The organism is Acetobacter orientalis (assembly GCF_000963965.1).
GTDB classification, from domain to species: domain Bacteria; phylum Pseudomonadota; class Alphaproteobacteria; order Acetobacterales; family Acetobacteraceae; genus Acetobacter; species Acetobacter orientalis.
In genome coordinates, this window is record NZ_BAMX01000017.1 from 24,981 (window position 1) to 47,550 (window position 22,570).

Annotated in this window: 17 protein-coding genes; 9 read left to right on the forward strand and 8 right to left on the reverse strand. The window is 52.6% G+C overall.

What is annotated here, in order from left to right; translation table 11 throughout:
* Positions 1–24: 24 nt before the first annotated feature.
* The 7 genes from Abor_RS07400 to rsmA all read left to right on the forward strand — a co-directional run bounded on the left by Abor_RS07400 (position 25) and on the right by rsmA (position 9,676).
* On the forward strand, positions 25–1,680 hold the full coding sequence (locus Abor_RS07400) for a porin (RefSeq protein WP_048841217.1): 1,656 nt from the start codon (positions 25–27) through the stop codon (positions 1,678–1,680).
* A 118-nt stretch (positions 1,681–1,798) separates the two neighbouring features.
* A complete protein-coding gene (locus Abor_RS07405) occupies positions 1,799–2,626 on the forward strand; it encodes an aldo/keto reductase (protein WP_048841218.1) in 828 nt (275 codons plus the stop codon).
* 159 nt (positions 2,627–2,785) lie between these two features.
* Positions 2,786–3,934 (forward strand): LptF/LptG family permease, encoded by a 1,149-nt coding sequence (locus tag Abor_RS07410; RefSeq protein ID WP_048841219.1) that lies wholly within the window; start codon positions 2,786–2,788, stop codon positions 3,932–3,934.
* A 15-nt stretch (positions 3,935–3,949) separates the two neighbouring features.
* The gene (gene lptG / locus Abor_RS07415) at positions 3,950–5,065 is read left to right on the forward strand and encodes an LPS export ABC transporter permease LptG (protein ID WP_048841220.1); all 1,116 of its coding nucleotides are present in this window, start codon (positions 3,950–3,952) and stop codon (positions 5,063–5,065) included.
* Positions 5,066–7,399 carry an LPS-assembly protein LptD gene (locus tag Abor_RS07420; protein WP_371861271.1) on the forward strand — a complete coding sequence of 778 codons (2,334 nt, stop codon included), beginning with the start codon at positions 5,066–5,068 and terminating at the stop codon, positions 7,397–7,399. It abuts the gene before it with no gap.
* Between the two features lie 80 nt (positions 7,400–7,479).
* Positions 7,480–8,832 (forward strand): peptidylprolyl isomerase, encoded by a 1,353-nt coding sequence (locus tag Abor_RS07425; RefSeq protein ID WP_048841221.1) that lies wholly within the window; start codon positions 7,480–7,482, stop codon positions 8,830–8,832.
* Positions 8,804–9,676: a 16S rRNA (adenine(1518)-N(6)/adenine(1519)-N(6))-dimethyltransferase RsmA gene (rsmA, locus tag Abor_RS07430; protein WP_232015208.1), complete on the forward strand. Its 873-nt coding sequence runs from the start codon at positions 8,804–8,806 to the stop codon at positions 9,674–9,676. Before Abor_RS07425 ends, rsmA begins: the two co-directional genes overlap by 29 nt.
* Before the next feature lie 63 nt (positions 9,677–9,739).
* Here the strand turns inward: rsmA and Abor_RS07435 are convergent, their stop codons facing one another.
* From Abor_RS07435 to Abor_RS07470, 8 genes are all read right to left on the reverse strand, one after another.
* A complete protein-coding gene (locus Abor_RS07435) occupies positions 9,740–10,954 on the reverse strand; it encodes an SAM-dependent methyltransferase (protein WP_048841222.1) in 1,215 nt (404 codons plus the stop codon).
* 108 nt (positions 10,955–11,062) lie between these two features.
* Positions 11,063–11,662, reverse strand: a complete 600-nt coding sequence (gene rplI / locus Abor_RS07440) for a 50S ribosomal protein L9 (RefSeq protein ID WP_048841223.1) — start codon at positions 11,660–11,662, stop codon at positions 11,063–11,065.
* Between the two features lie 11 nt (positions 11,663–11,673).
* Complete coding sequence (rpsR, locus tag Abor_RS07445; protein WP_048841224.1) at positions 11,674–11,949, reverse strand: 30S ribosomal protein S18; 276 nt, start codon at positions 11,947–11,949, stop codon at positions 11,674–11,676.
* Positions 11,950–11,955: 6 nt separating this feature from the next.
* Entirely contained in the window at positions 11,956–12,423 is a 468-nt protein-coding gene (rpsF, locus tag Abor_RS07450; RefSeq protein ID WP_048841225.1) for a 30S ribosomal protein S6, read from the reverse strand.
* A gap of 155 nt (positions 12,424–12,578) precedes the next feature.
* Positions 12,579–13,094, reverse strand: a complete 516-nt coding sequence (locus Abor_RS07455) for a GNAT family N-acetyltransferase (protein ID WP_370684194.1) — start codon at positions 13,092–13,094, stop codon at positions 12,579–12,581.
* Positions 13,095–13,149: 55 nt separating this feature from the next.
* Positions 13,150–15,126, reverse strand: a complete 1,977-nt coding sequence (gene rpoD / locus Abor_RS07460) for an RNA polymerase sigma factor RpoD (RefSeq protein WP_048841227.1) — start codon at positions 15,124–15,126, stop codon at positions 13,150–13,152.
* Between the two features lie 151 nt (positions 15,127–15,277).
* A complete protein-coding gene (gene dnaG, locus Abor_RS07465; protein WP_048841228.1) occupies positions 15,278–17,107 on the reverse strand; it encodes a DNA primase in 1,830 nt (609 codons plus the stop codon).
* Between the two features lie 52 nt (positions 17,108–17,159).
* Positions 17,160–17,615 (reverse strand): GatB/YqeY domain-containing protein, encoded by a 456-nt coding sequence (locus Abor_RS07470; protein ID WP_048841229.1) that lies wholly within the window; start codon positions 17,613–17,615, stop codon positions 17,160–17,162.
* A 177-nt stretch (positions 17,616–17,792) separates the two neighbouring features.
* Between Abor_RS07470 and carA the strand changes: the two genes are divergently transcribed.
* Positions 17,793–19,202 (forward strand): glutamine-hydrolyzing carbamoyl-phosphate synthase small subunit, encoded by a 1,410-nt coding sequence (gene carA, locus Abor_RS07475; RefSeq protein ID WP_048841230.1) that lies wholly within the window; start codon positions 17,793–17,795, stop codon positions 19,200–19,202.
* A 107-nt stretch (positions 19,203–19,309) separates the two neighbouring features.
* Positions 19,310–22,564, forward strand: coding sequence for a carbamoyl-phosphate synthase large subunit (gene carB, locus Abor_RS07480; protein WP_048841231.1), 3,255 nt, complete (start codon positions 19,310–19,312; stop codon positions 22,562–22,564).
* Positions 22,565–22,570 lie beyond the last annotated feature (6 nt).

The following is a 22,570-nucleotide window of genomic DNA, read 5'->3' on the forward strand; positions in this document are numbered from 1 at the left end:
TATTACCCCAAGGAGCAGACCGTTATGGCCCTCACAAAGCCACTCGTTTTTTCATCACTACTCGTTGCCACGGTCTGTTTACCACTGACCCTTTCCACCAAAGCCCACGCAGATGACTACAGTGATCTGCTCGATATTTTGCGTGCAAAAGGCAGCTTAACCCAACGTGAATACAACACGTTGTTGAGCAAACATATTCACAGAACCAGCACCCCAACCCCACAACGTGCAACTAGTTCCGCTCCACATGCCACGCGCACAGCCTCTACTGCTTCCACACACCATACGCTAGGCCAAGGCACGCACAGCATTCAGTCTGCTTATGAAGATGGTATTCAGTTTGACCCCGGCGCAGAGGGCGATGCGGGCACCCGCGCCCAACTCGCAGCAGACCGCGCAGAAGCCAGCGCACGCTCTGCTCAGCAAGCTCTTTTGTCCACACAAAACATGATGAACAGCTCCAGCGTTGTCCGTGTGGCAAAATACGTACCCGGCAAAGGCTTAACCTTTAAAGCCGGGCCTGTAGATATTAATTTTTCTGGCTTTATCAACGGGTTTTATACCTACAACAGCCCTGCTGGCGGGCGGCCCGTTGCGGGTGGGGTCTCAACCGGATCTAGCGGTTTTGACTCGTCGTCCGTGCGTAACGGTCTACTTCCTGCGGGGTTCTTGCTTAAGCTCAGCACAACCCAGTCCGGAATCGATATGTCTGCTGTGCTTGGTATGTACCCCGGTGTTAACAACGCCAAAAACGGTGCCTTTAACGCCAATACAGGCGGTAGCCCCGTGGGCCTTGGCACCGCAGGCATAGATTTGCGTCAGGTCTATGTAACCTTTGGCACCAAAGAGGTGGGTACCTTTAAAGTTGGCCGTGACCTCGCCATTTTCGGGAGCGACGCCATTTTGAACGACGCCACACTTCTGAGCGTCGGCTCAACGGGCAGCAACGCCGCCCCCGGCAATACCTCTTTAGGCCGCATTGGCGTGGGCTATGTCTATGCAGACTGGATCCCGCAAATTTCCTACGTTTCCCCCACTATTCATGGTTTCCAAGGCTCTGTTGGCATTTTCCAGCCATTGGATGAGTTCAATTATGCCGGTGAAAACCTTTCTGCAGGCTCAACGCAGCATTCCTCTCCCATGGTACAGGGTAAAGGTACCTACGACTTCAAAATTGGCGGGGTACAAACACGTATCTGGGCCAGCTTCCTTGTGCAGCATCATCAAGGTCTAACAAGCACCACCATAGCAGAAAGCCAGCACAGAAGCGCCATGGCCGAAGCGGGCGAAATTGGGGCTAAAATAACTTACAGAGGCTTCCAAGGGGTCGCATACTACTATCGCGGGAGTGGCTTGGGTACGACCGGCCTGTTTTTTGACGGCGTAGCCGCAAACGGGCGCAAACGCTCGTCTGAAGGGTATTACGTGCAAGCCATGTACAACCTTACCAAAAAACTTAAGGTTGTTGGCAGTTACGGTGTGAGCAATCTCTACCAAGCCCCCGGAGAAACAGATTCTATTTTGGTACGCCGCAACCAGTCTGAGGTTGGTGCTGTCTATTACAGCCTGACAGACTGGCTCAACCTCGTTGGTGAGTTTGCGCATACAGAATCGGCTGCGCATAATGGTAACCATAATAGCGACAACTCAGGGTCTGCCGGGGTTATTCTTCTTTTCTAGTACGTTCCGTATGCAATGCAGGGTCAAGCTTGTTTTAAAATACCTGCCGGAACGTCTCGCCCTTTCATTGCGTTGGTGAAGCTGAGCAACTCACTAACGAACTGACGGAGGTTTTCTTATGCCCCAAGCTCCTCTCCTCACACTAAATAACGGCAACACCATTCCCGCCGTGGGCTTTGGTACCTACCCCATGAAAGACCAAGAGGTAGAAACTGCGGTAAAAGCTGCACTGCTTACCGGCTACAGGCTGATTGATACCGCTGCCAGCTACGAAAATGAACCCGGCGTTGGCAACGCCCTTCAAGCGTCAGAAATAAAACGTAAAGATATTTTTCTCTCCACCAAACTACGTGGGGCAGAACAAGGATACGATAAAGCACGGCATGCCCTAGATGCCAGCCTACAACGCCTTAACGTAGAATACGTTGACCTCTACCTCATTCACTGGCCCCTTCCCGCCCAAGACCTGTATGTCGAAAGCTGGAAAGCCATGATTGCTGCACAAAAAGAGGGCAAAATCCGCTCTATTGGTGTGTCTAATTTTCAGGAGGCCCACCTTGAGCGTCTCATTCAAGAAACGGGCGTAACACCAGCAGTTAACCAAATTGAGCTACATGTAGACTTTCCACAAACAAGCATGCTGGCTGTTAACAAGCGCTTGGGTATTCTCACGCAAGGTTGGACACCCCTAGGCAAAGGCCTGATGGACAACCCCACCCTTGTCCGGCTGTCTGAAAAGCACAACCGCTCCCCCGGTCAGATCATGCTCCGCTGGGCAACACAACTGCCCGCTATTCCATTGCCAAAATCAGGCAACCCAGACCGCATGCGCGCCAATCTGGAAATTTTTGACTTTACACTAGATGCAGACGATCTGGCAGCCATAGCCAAGCTAGATAGCAATAACCGCCTTGGTGGCAACCCCGACACTTACGAGGAATTCTAAGAGTCGTTTAGGTCTCTCTTCTTAAAATATATTTTTCTACACATAAGGGTGGCAAAGCCACCTTTCGGCCTTATCTTCTCCCTATATATCACTTGGTTGGTTTCCCTATTTATAATAAGGGGCTGTTATTCTTATGCCAGGAGGGAGTAGATAAGGCACATGACCGCCCGTTCCCTTTTGTCGTGGTTTAAAAACAACGTGCCAACGTTGGATCGCTACGTCTTTCACCAACTTATACTGGCTCTGATTGCAAGCACCGGCGGCTTGGCTGCCCTCATATGGCTTATGCAATCGCTGCACTTTGTCTCTTTGGTGGTAGATCGCGGTCTGTCTTTGCGGGTATTTATTGAGCTTACCAGCCTGCTCATTCCTTTTTTTGTCGCTGTTGTCCTGCCCATCACCACATTTGTCGTCAGCCTCTTTGTGTATCAGCGCCTCGCAGGAGACCGCGAACTCACCGTTATGCGCGCTGCTGGCCGTTCTCCGTTTGCTCTTGCCAAGCCGGGCCTTGCGTGTGCTTTGGTCTCCACATTTTTAGGCTTTCTTCTCAATTTATGGATTGTCCCCAACGCCTCTCATGCCTTCCGGCAATATGAGTTTCAAATCCGCAATAAAATGGCGGCTTCCTTGCTTCAGGAAGGTGTTTTCACCAAAATGTCTGATGTCATGACCGTCTATATTCGCGCACGTAGTCATGACGGCACGCTATACGGGATTGTAGTAGAAGACGACCGCCAACCAGACCGCCATGCAACCATTCTTGCCAACCGTGGCTCTTTGCTTGTCGTAAACGACACGCCTCGGGTCATACTCTATGATGGATCCCGTCAGGTCATTGACCGCAAAACAGGACGGCTTGATATGCTTGTGTTTAAGCAAGACACCATGGATCTGTCCTCAAGCAAAAAAAATACCTCGCGAGATATGGACGCGGCCGAAATGCCTTTGCACGACCTTTTGCACCCCAACACGCAACTTGTTGCCGCGTCTGACATTGGCAAACGCAAGGTCGAAGGGTGGCGCAGGCTTACGTCACCCCTTACGTGTTTTTCCTATGCTATGGTTGGTCTGTTTGCCATTCTTCGTGGGGTTTTTTCACGCCATGGCAACATTAAACGCCCCCTTGGCGCAATTTTGACCGTTGTAGGCCTGCTCGCCCTTAATTTGGTGACACAAAATTTTGCCAGCCGGAATACGGCCCTTATTCCGCTCATTCCGCTTTTTGCCATTTTACCCGGCCTTATTTGCGCAGCAATTTTGTTTAAACCCGAACCCCAAATGCCGCGCCCACCGCGCCAAAATGGTTAAGGGCCTTAAACACCCATGGTCGTTTCCGTTACACTTTCTTTCTATGTTGCGCGACAGTTTGTCTTTTCTGTCATAGCCATGATCGCGTCTCTGAGCGGCATTGTCTGCCTGTTCGATTTCATTGACCTGCTTCGGCGGGTTGCTACAAAACCCAATGTTTCTACCAATGTGGTCACAGAAATAGCCTTTCTGCATATCCCACACTTTACAATCGAAATTATCCCTTTTGGTATTTTGCTGGGTGGCATTGTTTGTTTTTGGCGCCTTACCCGCTCGTCAGAACTCATTGTCGCGCGGGCAGCAGGCATCTCAGCATGGCAGTTTCTCGCAGGCCCTCTCGCGTGCGCTATGCTCATCGGCGGTTTGAGCACCACTATCCTCTCTCCCATTTCGTCAGCTTTTTACCGGCGAGCTGAAGTGCTTGATCAGGAATATTTGCGCACAGATGGTGGGCCGCTCAGTTTTTCCAGCGGTTCGCTGTGGTTGCGGCAGGCTGATACAGAATTCGACCCTCATGGTGTCGCCCTTCTCAATGCGCGCGGCGTAGAGCTTGATAAGCAGGGCGTACTTCGTGTGCGCGATATCAGCGTATTCCGCCTTGATTCAAGCAATACCCTTATTGTTAGAATCGAAGCCCCAACTGGTTACCTTGGGCAACATTCATGGGTGTTTCAAAATGCCCAAACCGTCAAACCCTATGAAGTGTTGAGCCAAGCCAAAACCATTGATTTTCCGACAGATTTAACGGTACAACGTGTCCAACAAAGCTTCTCCTCTCCCGAGGCATTGTCTTTTTGGGCACTTCCCAGCTTTATTACACTCCTTAACCATTCAGGTTTTTCTTCCATTCGGCACCGTATCCACTTCCAGTCCCTGCTTGCTTTGCCTATGCTAGCAGGCACTATGGCGCTTGTTGCCGCAGGGTTTTCTATGCGCTCAACGCGGCGTGGTGGCGTTGCGCGCATGATAGGGTCTGGTGTTGCCGCCGGTTTTCTGCTTTTCACAGTCTCGAAAGTGGCGGAGCAATTTGGTAACTCTGGCGCTCTGCCTGCTGTACTGGCAGCATGGGCCCCTACTGTTGCTGGCTTGTGCCTAGCACTTTCGTTGTTACTTCATCTGGAGGATGGCTGATTGACTGTGGCCTATCGGCCTTCCGGCACCCGATCATTTCGCTGCAGACAAATTCTCACCGCCGCAACGGCGTTGGGAAGCGTTGCCGCTTGCTTCAACCTCAACCCAGCCCACAAAGCCCACGCACAATTTCGCCCACAGCAAATACAAATCAACCCCGGCCGAACAAGCTCACCAGACGAACCCGCAACCTTTCAGGCGGATAAAGTTGATTACGATGATAACGAGCATACCGTCACATGGAGCGGTAACGTGCAAATGTGGCAGGGCGACCACGTTATGCGCGCCGATAAAGTCGTTTACGACCGAGATACCGGGGTCGTTGCTGCACGTGGTCATGTTGCCAGCATTCAACCAGACGGCTCGGTCATTTACGCCCATTATGCTGAACTAACTGGTGCCATGCGTGATGGTATCATGATGCATGTCAACGTGGTTTTGCCTGAAAACGGAAAACTCGCTGCAAACGGCATGCGCCGTACAGGCGGTAAAGTTAATGACATGAGCCGTGCTGTGTATACAGCTTGTGCAATTTGTGAAAAAGACCGCAGCCGTGCTCCGTTCTGGCAGTTTAGAGCCTTTAATGCGACGCAAGATATAGAGCACGAAACCATTGATTTCCGAGATTCCTATCTCGATATTCTTGGTATTCCAGTGCTCTACCTACCTTATTTTTCTATTACAGACCCTTCTGCTAAACGGCATAGTGGCTTTCTCATGCCCGGCATTACACCGCATGACCGCTATTTGGGCACATATTTCACTATCCCCTACTATTGGGTTATTGACGATCAATCAGATCTCACCGTGCAAGGATTGTTCTCGACAAGAACCAACCCACAGTTAAGTGCTAAATATCGTAATAGATTTAATTTTGGCTACCTAAACCTGCAAGGCGGTATTGCCTATAGTTCTCTGCGTTCAGATTCTTACACCAACGACTTTGGTAACCACGTCGATGGTGGCAATGGCCATGGCATGCAGGGCTATATTTTTGCCAACACTCAGGTCTCCATCAGTAAATATTGGCGTGCAGGTGCTAATATTAACCTCGCCACGTCAGCCGACTATATGCGTAACTACCGTATTCAAGGCTATGGGGCCGACACTCTCAGTTCTAACGTCTATCTCGAAGGCTTTGGAACAGGGTCATACAGCCGTGTTGATGGTCAATATTACCAAGGGCTGAACCAAGGTGTTATCAGCAACTCAGACCTACCTTTTGTTTTGCCACGCTACACATACAGCTTTGTTGGCCAACCCGACGCGCTTGGGGGGCGCTTTAGCCTCAACACAACAGATTTTAATGTCATTCGTAGCAACGGAACCTCCGATATGCGCGGCCAGATGGCCCTTAATTGGGATCGGCCATTTCGCAACCGTTTGGGCCAGCAATTTTTGCTAACCCTCCACCTTGATTCCATGGTGTATAGAGCCCGCAAACTTTACCAACAGCCTAATTATTACACCACCACACGCAGCAACACGAGCGGCCAAGTGCTGCCTACTATTGCTCTAAAAACCAACTGGCCCTTCGTGCGCACGTTTGAGCATGGCCGAGGTAGCCAGTTAATTGAACCCATCGTACAAGCTATTTATGCCCCTAACACAGGAGCCGGGGCCAATAATTTCATGCCCAATGAAGACAGCCTTGCTTACGAATTTACCGATTCAACGCTGTTTTCACTGAACCGCTACCAAGGCACAGACCGCCTAGACGGTGGCTTACGTGGCAACGTCGGTGTTCATGCAAACTGGACATGGGACGGACACGAGGTCGACCTGCTCGCTGGCGAAAGCTTTCAGGAACACATAACCCACGACCGCTTACCCTACTCTGGGCTAGATCATACCGCATCAGACATTGTCATGCGTGGTCGAGTATCCCCCAACCAGTATTTCAATTTTACCGCACGCATGCGCCTAGACCCTTACACAACTAAAGTAAATTTTGGGGACGCCCTCTTCAGTGCCGGAGTGCGCCACTTCCGTATCAGGGGGGGGTATGTCTACGAACCAGTCACCCCCTATTACTACTATGTCAGCAATTATCGCTCGAACGCTCCCGTGCCCCTTTATTCCCAAAAAACCAACGAGTTGAGCGGTGGTGTTTCTTCAGATTGGGACAACTGGCACGTTTCAGCCTTTGCCCGCCGGAGTCTTTCCCGCAAAGAGTTCGTCTCTCTTGGTGGAGACCTCGGATATAACAATGACTGCTTCGGTATCGATGTGATGTACCTCAAACAATACACCACCATCGGTGGCCAGCAGCGTAACTCTAGCGTATTATTTACCGTCAGCCTTAAAACGCTCGGTTCGTTTGGCTTAAAATAAGAATTGCTTCAAAAAAGGTTCCGGCTCCGCTATCAGGGAGAAAGTTCCTTTTCTGGCAGAAAGCTGAAAGACTGTCCTGTATGCGCCTGCGCTCTCTTACTCTGGCATGTTCGCTGGCTGCATTAGCCACCTCTCTCTCTGTCGGTGCCCCCGCCTTAGCCGCTACCAAGCAGGATATGGCCAAGAGCAAAGTTGCTCAGCCCAGCACCCCCGAACCAGATGACATGATTCTGGCTGTCGTTAATGGCATACCGCTCACCAAGCGTGATGTTGATAATCGCGGCAAACTTTTTGCGCTCTCCACTGGGCTACCAGTCAATCAGGAACTGATGGCCCGTTTGCGCCCTCAGATTATTCGCCAGTTGGTTGATGAACGCTTACGCACGCAAGAAATTCTAACCCGACATATAGATGTCTCCCCAGAGCAAATTGCAGCCGCCATTGCAGGCATTGAGCGGCGTAATGGCATGCCAGCCAATGCATTGCGCGATAAACTCGCAGCCGATGGCGTGTCACTCACGACGCTTATCGACCAAATCCGGGTTCAGATTGGCTGGGTGCAGGTTTTGCGGCAAGAACTCGGGGCACATGGTCGTGTCACTGCCAGAGAAATTGCCCAGCGTGAAGAAGCTCTCAAACGCGAAGATGGCCGTACAGAATACAACCTGAGCGAAATTTTCGTAAAAGTAGAAGACCCACGGCATTCTGAAGAAGAACTGGCATTCACTAACACCATCATTCAAGAACTACGCAAGGGTGCGCCATTTCCTATCGTGGCCGCTCAGTTCTCTCAAAGCCAGACAGCACTTGATGGTGGCTCTATGGGCTGGGTGCAAGAAGACGAGCTTGACCCTTCCGTTATCAACATCATCAAACAGATGCCCGTTGATGTGAATGCCATTTCCAACCCCATTACCGTTCCGGGTGGGTTTGTTATTGTGACCGTAAACGGCAAACGTATTATTGGTCATCAACCGGGTCATCTCATGACCATTCGTCAGGCTTTTCTGCCGTTTGACTCTCAGCTTAACCCACAGCAGGTCACACCGCAGCAGCAGCAAACACTGCAAAAAGCCATGCACTACATCCAGACTATCCATACCTGTGATGAAGTGGCCGCTATTAACAAAGAAGCCGGTGAAAAACGCCCAAGCGATCCCGGCGAACTTCAGCTTGAGCGCATGAACCCGCAAATGCGCGATTTGCTGGCAACCATGCCCTTAAACAAACTTAGCCGCCCTCTTGTAGCCCCAGATGGCATTGCTCTTATTATGGTATGCAGCAAACAAGAGAAAAACTTTGCTGACCGCGCACCCAGCGAAATTGCAGACCAACTCATGAACGAACGTGTTGAACAAACAGCACGCCAACTCGATAGTGACCTGCACCGCCGCGCCATGATTGATAAACGCGTTAAACTCAAGGGAGTCTAATCCTCTGTCGTCTTCTCTTGAAAGTTTACGTGACGTTATAAGTCGGCATGGTCTGGACGCCCGTAAAGCACTGGGGCAGCACTTTCTGCTCGACCCCACCATTACAACCCGCATCGCAGCGCTTGCAGGTAACCTAAGCGGGCGGCACGTTGTTGAAGTAGGCCCCGGCCCCGGTGGCCTTACTCGTGCCCTGCTAGACACCCCGGCAAGCACCGTAACAGCAGTGGAGCTTGATACTCGTGCTGTTGCCGTCATTAACGAACTGGCACTTGCCTTCCCAAATCGCCTGAGCGTGTTAGAGGCAGATGCCCTTAAACACGACCTTACAGCGCTCTGCCCAGCCCCGCGGCATATTGTTGCCAACCTCCCCTATAACGTGGCCACTCCCCTTTTAGTGGGTTGGCTACGGCAAGGGAGCGCGTGGGAGCGTATGACGCTCATGTTTCAGCAAGAAGTTGCTGAGCGTATCTGTGCAGAGCCCAACAGTGCACATTATGGCCGCCTTGGGGTGCTTAGCCAATGGTGTGCCCAGTGTGCTATTGTCATGACCCTACCGCCCGGCGCATTTTCTCCACCACCGGCAGTATGGTCTGCGGTTGTTAGTATTACGCCACACGCCGCTCAACCAGAGCCTGCTTTATTTAAAGCAATGGAGCGCGTTACCGCAGCAGCTTTTGGTCAGCGTCGCAAAATGCTGCGCGGCTCGCTTAAAAGCGTTAATGGTGAAGCTTTGCTTGCAGAAACGGGCATTGACGGCACACGCAGGGCAGAAACATTAAGCATCGCCGAGTTTGACCTATTGGCACGCACGCACCAGACTCTTTCGCAAAAAAGTGCTGCTTAATGAGCTCAACGAAAGAACCACCACGCTTATAATCGCATGCCGTGGTGGCTCTTTATCGCAGCCTTATTTTACCGAATTTTCTGCTTCACCCATATAATCTCGCGTTAGCGGTACGCTCTCAAGTGCTGGCGCAAGCTGAATTTGAAAATTCATATGCCCCTGCACCCTAAAAGACAGTTCAGCCGCATCAAGATAAAACTCAAACATGCGGGCAAAACGTTCATCATAAAGTGCCACCGCTCTTGCTCTTTGCGCAGCAAAACGCTCACGCCATAAGGCAATCGTTTTGGCGTAATGAAGCCTCAACACTTCGCAATCTGTTACCCATAGGCCAGATTTTTCTACAGACGCAAAAACCTCACTCAAGGCTGGTGAATAACCACCGGGGAAAATATATTTATTGATCCATGGGTTGGTCGTCCCTGGGCCGTCGTTTCTACCTATGGAATGAATAAGTGCCACGCCATCAGGCACAAGGCTGCGTTTAATTACCTCAAAAAACTGTCCGTAATGCCGTACACCCACATGCTCAAACATGCCCACAGAAACAATGCGGTCAAATTTCCGGTGCAGGTTTCGGTAATCCAACATCTCAAAACGCACGCGGCCTTCTAAACCTTCGGCCTTGGCGCGCTGGCGGGCAATGCTCAGTTGCTCTTCAGAAAGAGTAATGCCGGTTACAATCGCGCCGTAATCTTTAGCAAGCGTTAAGGCCATACCGCCCCAACCACACCCTATATCCAGCACCTCAAGGCCCGGTTTATTTAATAAAAGCTTAGACGCAATATGATGCTTTTTAGCGGCCTGTGCTTCATCTAGGGTTTCATCCCCTTTCCGAAAATAGGCGCAAGAATACTGTTTATCTTTATCCAAAAACAAATCGTAAAGGCGGCTATCTAAATCATAATGGTGAGCCACGTTTTGGCGAGAGCGTTTAACGGGGTTAAACTGTATCCAGCTGCGGCAAGCATAGCGAAATGTTGCAGCAATTTGCTCTGGTAAATGCCCCGGCGACATCGCATTAAGCATGAGCAAATCAAGCAATTCATACAGGGTACAGTCTTTGGGGGTAATCTGCCCATTCATATACCCTTCCCCAAAAGCAAGGCCGGGGTTAAGGGCTAGAGCCCGCTCTACTGCGTGGTCATGCAAAACCATTGCCGCCTGTGGCCCGGGTTTACTGCCCTCATAAACAGTTTGCCCCCCATCTGGCCATAAGACACACAGCCGCCCAGAAGAAATGAAATGACGCAAAATCTGGTCAAGCAGTCGATTCATTTTGCCTATACTCCGTGTTCCAACAAAGGTTTGGAGTACCCTACGCCAAAAAAAAGGGCCCGGGAAATACCCCGAGCCCTTTTTCAGATCGTGTAAGAAAAAACGCTATCAGGCGACAGTGTTGTTTTCTTCTGCTGCAGGAGCGTCAGCATCTTCAGCAACGATTTCGCCTTCAATAAGGGCTTCATCGCCAGCCAGTTCAGCTTCTTCTTCTGGGTTGGTTGCTTCGCCACGTGCCTGACGCTCAGCTTCTTCAGCAGAACGAGCAACATTAACGATAACAGGCACAACCACTTCTGGGTGCAGAGCAACCTTAACTTCATACAGACCAAGAGACTTGATCGGATGAGCAAGAGAAACCTGCTGACGGGAAATGGTGAAACCAGCTTCCGTCACAGCCTGAGACACGTCACGTGGGGAAACGGAGCCATACAGGCTGCCGCTGTCACCAGCCTGACGGATCAGGACAACAGCCAGACCATCCATACGTTCGGACAGGCGTTCTGCCTCTTCACGACGTTTGATGTTCTGTGCTTCCAGCTGGGCGCGCTCACGGTCGAAACGTGAACGGTTGGCTTCGTTTGCACGGATAGCCTTGCCCTGCGGCAGCAGGTAGTTACGGGCATAGCCCGGACGAACCTTCACCACATCGCCCATCTGTCCCAGATGGTCAACGCGCTGAAGCAGGATCACTTCTGTAACAGCCATGATCGTCTCCCTCAGCTCATAACGTAGGGAAGCAGAGCCAGGAAGCGGGCACGCTTGATAGCCTGTGCCAGCTCACGCTGCTTCTTTGCAGATACCGCGGTGATGCGGCTCGGTACGATCTTGCCGCGTTCAGACAGAAAACGGCTCAGCAGGCGCACATCTTTGTAGTCGATCTTTGGAGCATTTGCGCCAGAGAACGGGCAAGATTTGCGGCGACGGTAGAACGGACGACGTGCACCAACAGCTGGGCGACGTGCGGCGGGATTAACTTCCATCGTGTCAGACATTCTGGATTACTCCCCTTCGTTCGCAGCGTCAGCTGCTCTGTCATCACGTGCGCGGTATTCTTCACGATCTTCGGAAGAACGACGGTTACGACCGCTTTCGAAGCGACCAGCAGCTTTGGGGCCACGGAAGCTACGTTCACCACGGTCATCACCCTTGCGGGACAGAACGGGAGACGGCGTTTCGTCAATTTCGTCAACACGCAGCGTCAGCAGACGCAGAATGTCTTCGTTGATGGAAAGCTGGCGCTCAATTTCTTTAAGCGTTTCAGACTTTGTATCAACACCGAGCAGCACGTAATGGCCTTTGCGGTTTTTCTTGATACGGTAAGCCAGCGTACGCAGACCCCAGTATTCACGCTTCTGAACGCTACCACCGTCTGCTTCGATCTGAGCAGCAATACCATCAACGATGGCATCAACCTGCTGCTGAGAGATGTCATTCCGCGCAATAAGCACGGTTTCGTAAAGCGGCATATTGTCTCCCTTCGGATAAGGTCAACCCAACTGCGCCAAACCATTTCAGCCAACAGCGCCACTTAAAAAGCAGCTACGGGTATAGCCGGCACGATGCCACGTACCGGCAGGGAAGATGGCGTGTCTTTCATACTCCCGCTTAAAAAGCAAGAGTTTTAAACACGAAACCGTTCAGGAATAACAAGGCCAAGGCGTTGGGGCACGTCCCACACCTCATCAACCGCACGCACTGGCGTAAAACCGACGTCTTTGTAAAAAGATAAAGCGCGCGGGTGGTCTGCAGTACAGGTGTTAACAAGCAGCTCTAATGGGCCAAAAGACCACGCCCTTGCCACCACGCTTTCTAAAAAAGCACGCCCCACGCCCTGCCCTATCGTATCAGGGAATAAGCCAAAATACGCTAGATTGATCTGTTTTTTATCACTCAGATCAAGCTCATAGAACCCACGCGGCGTATCACCCTGCATCAACAAGCCAATTTCAGCCGTTTTGCTTTCCAAAAAGGCCGTCAAATCCGCATCAGAAGAGGCTTGGCGCATCCACCAGCAATAGTCACGCCCCACGCGGTCTTGTAAGCCCCGATAGTACGCAAGTGTTGGCTTTATCTGCTCTAAACGCCATCCGAGCGGCAAATTATGAGCAGGCTGTTTCAAAGGGCGCGTCATACGCATGAAGGTGACAGTCACCTTCATGCGTGTGGTTGGCTCAAGCGCCCTTATGGGTATCTCAGTTATCATCCAAGAAAGAGCGTAGCTTACGGCTACGGCTTGGGTGTTTGAGTTTGCGTAGTGCTTTAGCTTCAATCTGACGGATACGCTCACGTGTCACGTTAAACTGCTGCCCGACTTCTTCCAACGTGTGGTCAGTATTCATGCCAATACCAAAACGCATACGCAGCACGCGCTCTTCACGCGGCGTCAAAGAGGCCAGAACGCGGGTTGTTGCTTCACGCAGGTTAGTCTGAATAGCGGCATCCAGCGGAATGATAGCCGTTTTATCTTCAATAAAGTCGCCTAAGTGGCTGTCTTCCTCATCGCCAATGGGGGTTTCAAGAGAAATTGGCTCTTTGGCAATTTTGAGAACTTTACGCACTTTTTCAAGCGGCATACCCAGCTTTTCGGCCAGTTCTTCCGGCGCTGGCTCACGACCAATTTCATGCAACATCTGGCGCGATGTGCGCACCAGTTTGTTGATGGTCTCAATCATATGCACCGGAATACGAATGGTACGCGCCTGATCCGCAATAGAGCGCGTAATCGCCTGCCTGATCCACCATGTGGCATAGGTCGAAAATTTGTAACCACGGCGGTATTCAAACTTATCGACCGCCTTCATCAGGCCGATATTGCCTTCCTGAATAAGGTCAAGAAACTGCAAGCCACGGTTGGTATATTTTTTGGCAATGGAGATAACCAACCGCAGGTTGGCCTCAATCATTTCCTTTTTGGCTCGTGCTGAATCCCGTTCGCCACGCGCAACAGTTGCGTAAACACGGCGGAACTCGCCAATCGGCAACCCGGTTTCCTGCGCAAGCAGGGCAACTTGGTTACGCAGGTCAACAACTGTATCGCTATGCCGGGCAATAAAGTTTTTCCAAGACTTACCGGGCAGAGCTGAAATCATTTCCATCCAGGTCGGGTCAAGCTCCCGGCCACGGTATTTCAGCAAGAAATCTTCACGCGATACGCGGCAGCTTTCGGCCAGACGCAGCATACGCCCTTCTAGCACGTTGAGGCTGCGGAACATTTCTTTCAACTGCGCAACCAGATCTTCAATCCGGTTATTGTGCAGGTGTACCTGCTCCACTTTGCCCACCAGTTCATCACGCAGGGCTGCGTAGTCCTGCTCAGACTGGTCTAGCACTTCCCCACCTGCGGTTAGCACTTCAATGCGCTGTACCTGCAATTGGCGCAGTTTTTCGTAAAGCGGTTCAATATCTTCAAAATGCGCAAGAATTTCTGGCTTCAGTTTTTCTTCCAGCGCGGAAAGAGACAGGCCACTGCCTTCCCCCTCTACTTCGCCTTCGCTTTCTGCCTCGTTCTCGTTTTCTTCGGCTTCGTCGCCGTCGTTTTCTGCGCCTTCAAAACCCTCTTCACCTTCGCCGGGCGGGTTACCGCCAGCCTGCATGGCTTCAAGGTCAACAATGTCGCGCAGCAACATTTCGTTGTTACGAATCATTTCATGCCATGAAATGATAGCACGGAAGGTCAGCGGGCTTTCGCACAGGCCGCCGATCATTTCATCGCGGCCAGCCTCAATACGCTTGGCAATAGCAATTTCGCCTTCACGAGAGAGCAGCTCAACGGTGCCCATCTCACGCAGGTACATACGCACAGGGTCATCTGTGCGGCCAAGGTTTTCAGTGTTTACGTTACCACTGGGGCCTTCAGCCTCTTCAGTTTCTTCTTCGGCCTCTTCATCGCCATCAGCTTTTTCAGCTTTGGCGTTTTCGGAGTCGTCACTTTCTTCGTTTTCAACAACCTGAATGCCCATTTCGGACAACATGGCCATGATGTCTTCTATCTGTTCAGAAGACATTTTGTCCTGAGGAAGAACAGCATTCAGCTCATCAAAGGTGATGCAGCCGCGCTCCCGTCCTTTTGCGATCAGCTTTTTAACCGCCGAGGACTGTGTATCCAGCCGGGTGGTATCACCATCCTGCTCGACCTGCGCTCCACTACCTGATGCCGTTTTTGTTGCCATACCAGACCTGCTCCCTCCCCGCCTGCACCCGGTACAAAAGAATGCAGCACGACCAGTTAACCATACACACTGTTCAGTTTTACGGGCGGGCAGGACGTGGGGTATCCAGCCACAGAAGTCAAGAGGAACACCGCCCGAACGTTGCGCCCTCTTACAGCCCAGCCTCTTCCATTTCGCCACGTTTAAGCCGCGCCAACGCTTCTAGCCGTGGCTGTAAACGCCCCCATTCTGCCGAATCGCAGCCTTCAGTTGCAAAGCGCGCAATCTCTTGCTCAACCTCCTGCTGAAACTGCGAGAAATGCAGCAAGCCATAAAAATGCCACCACTGTGTTCTAGCGGCCACAGCCAATGACGCATCCTGCTCTTGCATACTCATGGGCAACCCGCCACCCGTAAGCACCTCATCTACCAGTTTTTTTTCGTCCTGCCCGTCTAACCCTTTTATCAGGGCTTCGCTCGTTTCGGGCAAGAGCCCCTCAGCAGAAAGATCAAGCAACAGGTCTCGCACCGCAGCAAAACTACCTACCAGTTCGAGCCTGCATAAAGCTTCTTCTACCTCTGGCACAACATCTGGGTAGCGCAGCAGTAAGGCCAATAAAATACGCTGCTGCTCACGCACCGCGTCAAGCACAACAACCGTATTTTGCCCGGCACCTCCGCTAAATGCCCCACCGCCAGTCTCTCGTTTATTTCCTTTCTTGCGCCTAAACGTTTCAAAAAAACGATCAAGCAACGTAGAACGATATTCAGACGCCAGAGCCTTATCTGGTATAAGTGCCGCAACCTCTACCAGCTTACGGCGCAGCGCCGCGCGCTCCTCCGGCCCTGGGTTATTAACACCCCCAGCCAGCAAATCGAACAACACCGCAGACAAAGGTTTTGCTTCTGCAAACAAGACGCCAACTTTTTCTGCCCCTTGCGCACGCACCAAGCTGTCTGGATCTTCTCCCTCAGGCAGCAGGCAGAGTCGCAAAGAGTGCTCAGCCTTTAAAAGTGGTAAAGCTACCTCTGCCGCCCGAGCAGCTGCCCTCCGCCCGGCGCCGTCGCCGTCAAAACACAAAATAGGAGAAGGATCGACCTGCCAAAGCACCTCAAGCTGCTCTGGCGTTAGAGCCGTACCCAACGGGGCAACAGCCCCTTTAAACCCAGCCTGATGCAAGGCAATAACATCCATATACCCCTCAACAACAATCAGGTCTGTTGGGGGCACCCCTTTGGGGCGCGGGGCACGCACTGCGGCTCTCGCTCTATCCAAGCCAAACAGTAAGCGCCTTTTAGAAAAAAGCGGGGTTTCAGGGCCATTAAGGTACTTAGGCTGCCCATCACCCAAAATACGCCCACCAAAAGAGACCAGCCGCCCTTTTCGATCGCGTATGGGAAAGGTGACCCGCCCCCAAAACAGTTCGCCTTTTGGGTTGCCATCTTCATCTAGGCGCATCAGCCCGGCTTCGGCCATCATATGGGGCGTAATGCCGTGCGGCTCTAACACCGCAGCCAAACTACCGCGCCCTTCTGCGGCCCACCCCAAACCAAAGGCCTCAATTGTGTGCCGCGTCAGCCCGCGTCCTGTCAGGTAGGCAAGACCAGCCTTACCGGCTGGCGTATAAAGCGCTTGAGACCAAACTTTTTGCGTTTGCTCAAGCACATCTTCCAAAGATTGCACATGCGCCACCTCTTCTCGGCTGCGACGCGTCTCTTTAGGTACTTCCATACCGGCGGCAGAGGCCAACTCGTCTACTGCCTCAGGAAAATTCTTGCCCTCCATCTGCATAACGAAAGAAATAGCATCGCCATGCACGCCACAGCCAAAGCAATGGAAGTGGTCATCATACACATAAAACGAAGGGGTTTTTTCACCATGGAAAGGGCAGCAGCCCTTCCAGTTACGGCCAGAGCGCGCCAGCTTGACGCGCCGCCCAATAATAGTGGCGAGTGGCGTGCGTGCCCGCAGTTCATCCAGAAAGTTTGGCTCTATTGCCATTAACCACCCTGCTTTCCGTTAGTGCTCACACGCAGCCACACAGCCCGCAGCCTTAGCTTAAAAGAGCTTTAACAAGGCCATTTGCACGGCCCATATCAAGGGCTGCACCAAACTTACCTTTAAGGGCGGCCATAACCTTGCCCATTTCTTTCATGCTGGTGGCACCTGTTTCAGCCACAGCGTCCTTAACGGCAGCCTCAAGAGCAGCATCGTCCATTTCCGGGGGCAGGTATTCCCGAATAATGGCAATTTCGCCTTCTTCTTTTTCTGCCAATTCGGGGCGCGCTGCATCACGGTACATGGTAGCAGACTCGGTGCGAGATTTTACCATGCCGCGCAGCGCTGAAATGGCTTCATTTTCATCAAGCCCTTCCCCACCCTTAGCACGACCTGCAATTTCTACGTCCTTCATTTTGGCCGTGATCATGCGGATAACCCCCACACGCCCGCTTTCCCCGGCTTTCATTGCCACTTTGAGATCAGCCATCAGGCGCTCACGTAAAGACATGACCACTCCATCCTTTTACTATCTGTTTATGCCACCACGTTTTACCGTGGCGCAAAATCCTCAGATGGGAAGAAATTTCCCACCTTGCGTTTTCCCGCCCTCTTCTTTGTGGGAAATTTCTTCCCACTTAAGGTTCAGGCTGCTACAAGACACGCTACGGGAGGAACAACATACCCCATGCCTATGTCAATCGACACTATTATCGCCCGCCTTGGCGGCCCCGAAGCAACCGCACGCCTAACAGGCGTTGGTACGGAAGCCATTCGCAAGTGGCGACAGGCCCAGAGTATTCCCTCCCGCCATTGGCCGGTTATTGCGCATGCCACAGGCCTGTCTTTAGCAGACCTACAGCCCGCAGCCCCAACGCACACAGCCTCCCCCGCCCCAACACAGGGCGGTAGCACAACAGGATCATCCATGCCTCACGCTCGCCCGGATGGCGCAACAGCCGCCCTTGTTCTTGCCGATGGAACCGTTCTTTGGGGTAAAGGCTTTGGTGCCTTCACCAAACAGCCCTCCATTGGCGAGATTTGCTTTTCTACAGGCATGACCGGCTATCAGGAAACCCTGACCGACCCTTCTTTTGCCGGGCAGATCATCACCTTCACCTTCCCGCATATCGGCAATGTGGGCGTTAACCTAGAAGATGAAGAAGCCAGCCGCATTGCCGCCCGTGGCCTTGTTGTAAAAGAAGACATTACAGAGCCCGCAAGCTGGCGCGCAAAAGCCCCGCTACAGACATGGCTGCAAGAGCAAAATATTTCTGGCATTGCCGGGGTAGATACACGCTCCCTCACCCTGAAAATTCGGGATGGCGGGGCACAAAGTGCAGCCCTTTACTACCCCGAAGATGGTAAATTTGACCTAGACGCCCTTTTGACCGCCACCAAAGCATGGCCCGGCCTTGAAGGTATGGATCTTGCAAAAGAGGTTACCTGCAAAGCCCCCTACACTTGGTCAGACAGTGTATGGCAGTGGCCAACAGGTAGTCGCCCGGTTGATGGCAAACGCCGCAAGGTTGTTGCGGTAGATTACGGCGCAAAACGCAACATTCTGCGCTGCCTTGTTGCTGCCGGGTGCGACGTAACCGTGGTGCCCGCCACCACAACAGCCAAAGAAATTCTCGAACTCAAGCCCGAAGGCGTGTTCCTCTCCAATGGCCCGGGCGACCCCGCAGCAACTGCCGGTTACGCCGTACCCGCTATTAAAGGGGTGCTCGATGCAGGTATTCCGCTATTTGGTATCTGCCTTGGCCATCAGCTTTTAGCACAAGCGCTAGGCGGTAAAACCTACAAGCTAGCCCGTGGCCACCGTGGCGCCAACCAACCCGTAAAAGACCTTTCAACTGGCCGTGTAGAAATTACCAGCCAGAACCACGGTTTTGCCGTTGATGCCGACAGCCTGCCAGCCGATGCACACGTTACGCATGTAAGCCTCTTTGATGGGTCAAACGAAGGCTTGGCCTCAGACCGTTATGCGGCATTTTCTGTGCAGTATCACCCAGAAGCAAGCCCCGGCCCATCAGACAGCTTTTACTTGTTTGAACGCTTTGTGGCGTTGATTGATGCGCATGCCAGCAAAAACTAATCTGCCCCAGCCAGCCACAAACACTTTGTTTGTGGCACCGCTTTGCACCCTTTCTCTTCTTTGCTCTTTCAGCCCCCTAGGGGCTGCCTGTCAGGACTGAACCTACCATGCCAAAACGGACAGACATTCGCTCCATTCTCATTATTGGCGCAGGTCCCATTGTTATCGGGCAGGCCTGTGAGTTCGATTATTCCGGCGCGCAAGCCTGTAAAGCCCTGCGGGAAGAAGGCTACCGGGTTATTCTGGTTAACTCCAACCCAGCCACCATTATGACAGACCCCGGCCTGGCAGACGCAACCTACGTTGAGCCCATTACGCCAGAGTTTGTTGAGCGTATTATTCTCAAAGAAAAACCAGATGCCATTCTGCCCACCATGGGCGGGCAGACGGCACTCAACACCGCAATGGCGCTTGATGCATCCGGCTTTTTGAAAAAACACGGCGTTGAACTCATTGGTGCCGATGCAGAGGTCATTGACCGCGCAGAAGACCGCCAAAAGTTCCGAGAAGCCATGGACGCCATTGGCATTGAAAGCCCCCGCAGCTTCATTGCGCACACGTTGGCAGAAGCGAACGAAGCGCTCAAAGAAATTGGCTTCCCCACCATTATCCGCCCCTCCTTCACCATGGGTGGGTCTGGTGGCGGCATTGCCTACAACCGCGAAGAATTTGAGCAGATTGTTACCTCTGGCCTAGATGCCTCTCCCACCACAGAAGTGCTGGTTGAAGAGTCCGTACTGGGCTGGAAAGAATATGAGATGGAAGTTGTGCGCGACAAAGCCGACAACTGCATCATCATCTGCTCCATCGAAAACATCGACCCCATGGGCGTGCATACCGGTGACTCTATTACCGTTGCCCCAGCCCTGACCCTGACAGACAAAGAATACCAGCGCATGCGCGATGCCTCTTTGGCATGCTTGCGCGCTATTGGGGTAGAAACGGGCGGGTCTAACGTTCAGTTCGGTATCAACCCCAAAGACGGGCGCATGGTGGTTATTGAAATGAACCCCCGCGTCTCCCGCTCTTCTGCACTTGCGTCTAAAGCAACAGGCTTCCCTATTGCTAAAATTGCGGCAAAGCTGGCTGTTGGCTACACGCTAGACGAACTTAAAAACGACATTACCACCACAACCCCGGCCTCTTTTGAGCCGACCATTGACTATGTTGTGGTTAAAATTCCGCGCTTTACGTTCGAAAAATTCCCCGGCGCACCGGCTCTCCTGTCTACCTCCATGAAGTCTGTGGGCGAGGCAATGGCCATTGGCCGCTCCTTCCCCGAAGCCTTGCAAAAAGGCCTGCGCTCCATGGAAACCGGCCTGCACGGCCTAGACCCGGTTGAACAGCCCGGCGATGGGGGGGAAGACGCCTTCCGTGCAGCCCTGTCTCAGCCGCGGCCAGAGCGTATTCTTATGGCAGCCCAAGCCCTACGTGCTGGCTTGTCTGTAGAAGACATTAACGAAGCCTGCCATTTTGAGCCTTGGTTCCTGCGTGAGCTTGAAAAAATCATTCACGCAGAACGTCAGGTTGAAAACCACGGCCTACCGCGTGACGCACAAAGCCTGCGCCGCTTAAAAGCCCTCGGTTTTTCAGATGTGCAGCTTGCGCGCCTTTCTGGCCTACAAGCCGATGAAGTAGCAAAACTGCGCACCGAAGCCGGTGTGACCCCCGTTTACAAACGCATTGATACCTGCGCGGGTGAATTCGCGTCCAGCACGCCCTACATGTATTCAACCTATGAAGGCATGTTTGCACCGCCAGTATGCGAAGCAGACCCAACCAACCGCGACAAAATTGTTATTCTCGGCGGTGGCCCCAACCGTATTGGCCAAGGCATTGAGTTTGACTATTGCTGTGTGCACGCAGCCTACGCCCTGCGTGAAGCCGGGTTTGAGACCATTATGGTCAACTGCAACCCCGAAACGGTTTCAACAGACTACGACACATCAGACCGTCTGTATTTTGAACCGCTTACAGCAGAAGATGTGATTGCCCTCATTCAACGTGAGCAGCAAAACGGCAGCATCAAAGGCTGTATTGTCCAGTACGGCGGCCAAACCCCTCTCAAGCTGTCACACGCTCTTGAAAAAGCAGGTATTCCGCTTCTAGGCACCCCAGCCGATGCCATTGACCGCGCAGAAGACCGTGAGCGCTTTCAGGCCATGCTGCATAAGCTGGGCCTGCGTCAGCCAGAAAACGGTATTGCACGCAGCCCGCAAGAGGCTGAAGATGTGGCTGAGCGCATTGGCTACCCGGTTGTTGTCCGCCCCTCTTATGTGCTGGGTGGTCGGGCTATGGAAATTGTGTACGACCGTCAGGCGCTGCAACGCTATATGCGCGTTGCGCTCCAGCTTGCTGGGGCAGAAGTTGCCAACGGCCCCGTGCTGATTGACCACTACCTAAACGACGCAATTGAAGCCGACGTAGACTGCATTTCAGACGGTACAGAAGTGTATGTCGCTGGCGTGATGGAACATATTGAGGAAGCAGGCATTCACTCAGGCGACAGCGCCTGTGCCCTGCCGCCCTACACCCTCTCTCCCGCTATTGTCACTGAGCTAAAAGCCCAGACCGAGGCCATGGCGCGTGAATTGGGCATTGTTGGCCTCATGAACGTTCAGTACGCCATCAAAGACCAAGACATTTTTGTGCTTGAGGTTAACCCCCGCGCGTCTCGTACCGTGCCGTTTGTTGCAAAAGCCACGGGCGTACCTGTTGCTAAAATTGGTGCACGCGTTATGGCCGGCGCCAAACTGACCGACTTCAACCTCGATGACCGTGCCGTAACCCCGCATGTTGCCGTGAAAGAAGCCGTCTTCCCCTTCAACCGCTTTGCCGAAGTTGACATTATCCTTGGCCCAGAAATGCGCTCAACGGGTGAAGTCATGGGGCTGGACACATCGTTTGAACGTGCATTTGCCAAGTCTCAGCTTGGTGCTGGTGTACGCCTGCCTACCTCTGGTACGGTCTTTTTGTCTGTGCGCGGCAACGACAAAGCACACCTGCCAGCACTGGGGCGCCAACTCACCAGCATGGGCCTGAAAATTCTGGCCACACGCGGCACAGCCAAAAAGCTGCGTGATGCGGGTATTGATGTTACGGTTGTTAACAAAGTGCTTGAAGGCCGCCCACATTGTGTCGATGCCATCCGCTCTGGCGAGGTACAGATGGTTATCAACACAGCCCAAGGCGCACAGTCCGTTGCAGACAGCTTCGACATCCGCCGCTCTGCTCTTGTGCTGGGCATTCCGCACTACACAACAGTAGCTGGGGCACGGGCCGCTATTCACGCAATTGCGGCTATGCGAGAAGGACCGCTTGATGTTGCGCCACTTCAGTCATACTTTAGTGGCACTTTCTAAGTGAGC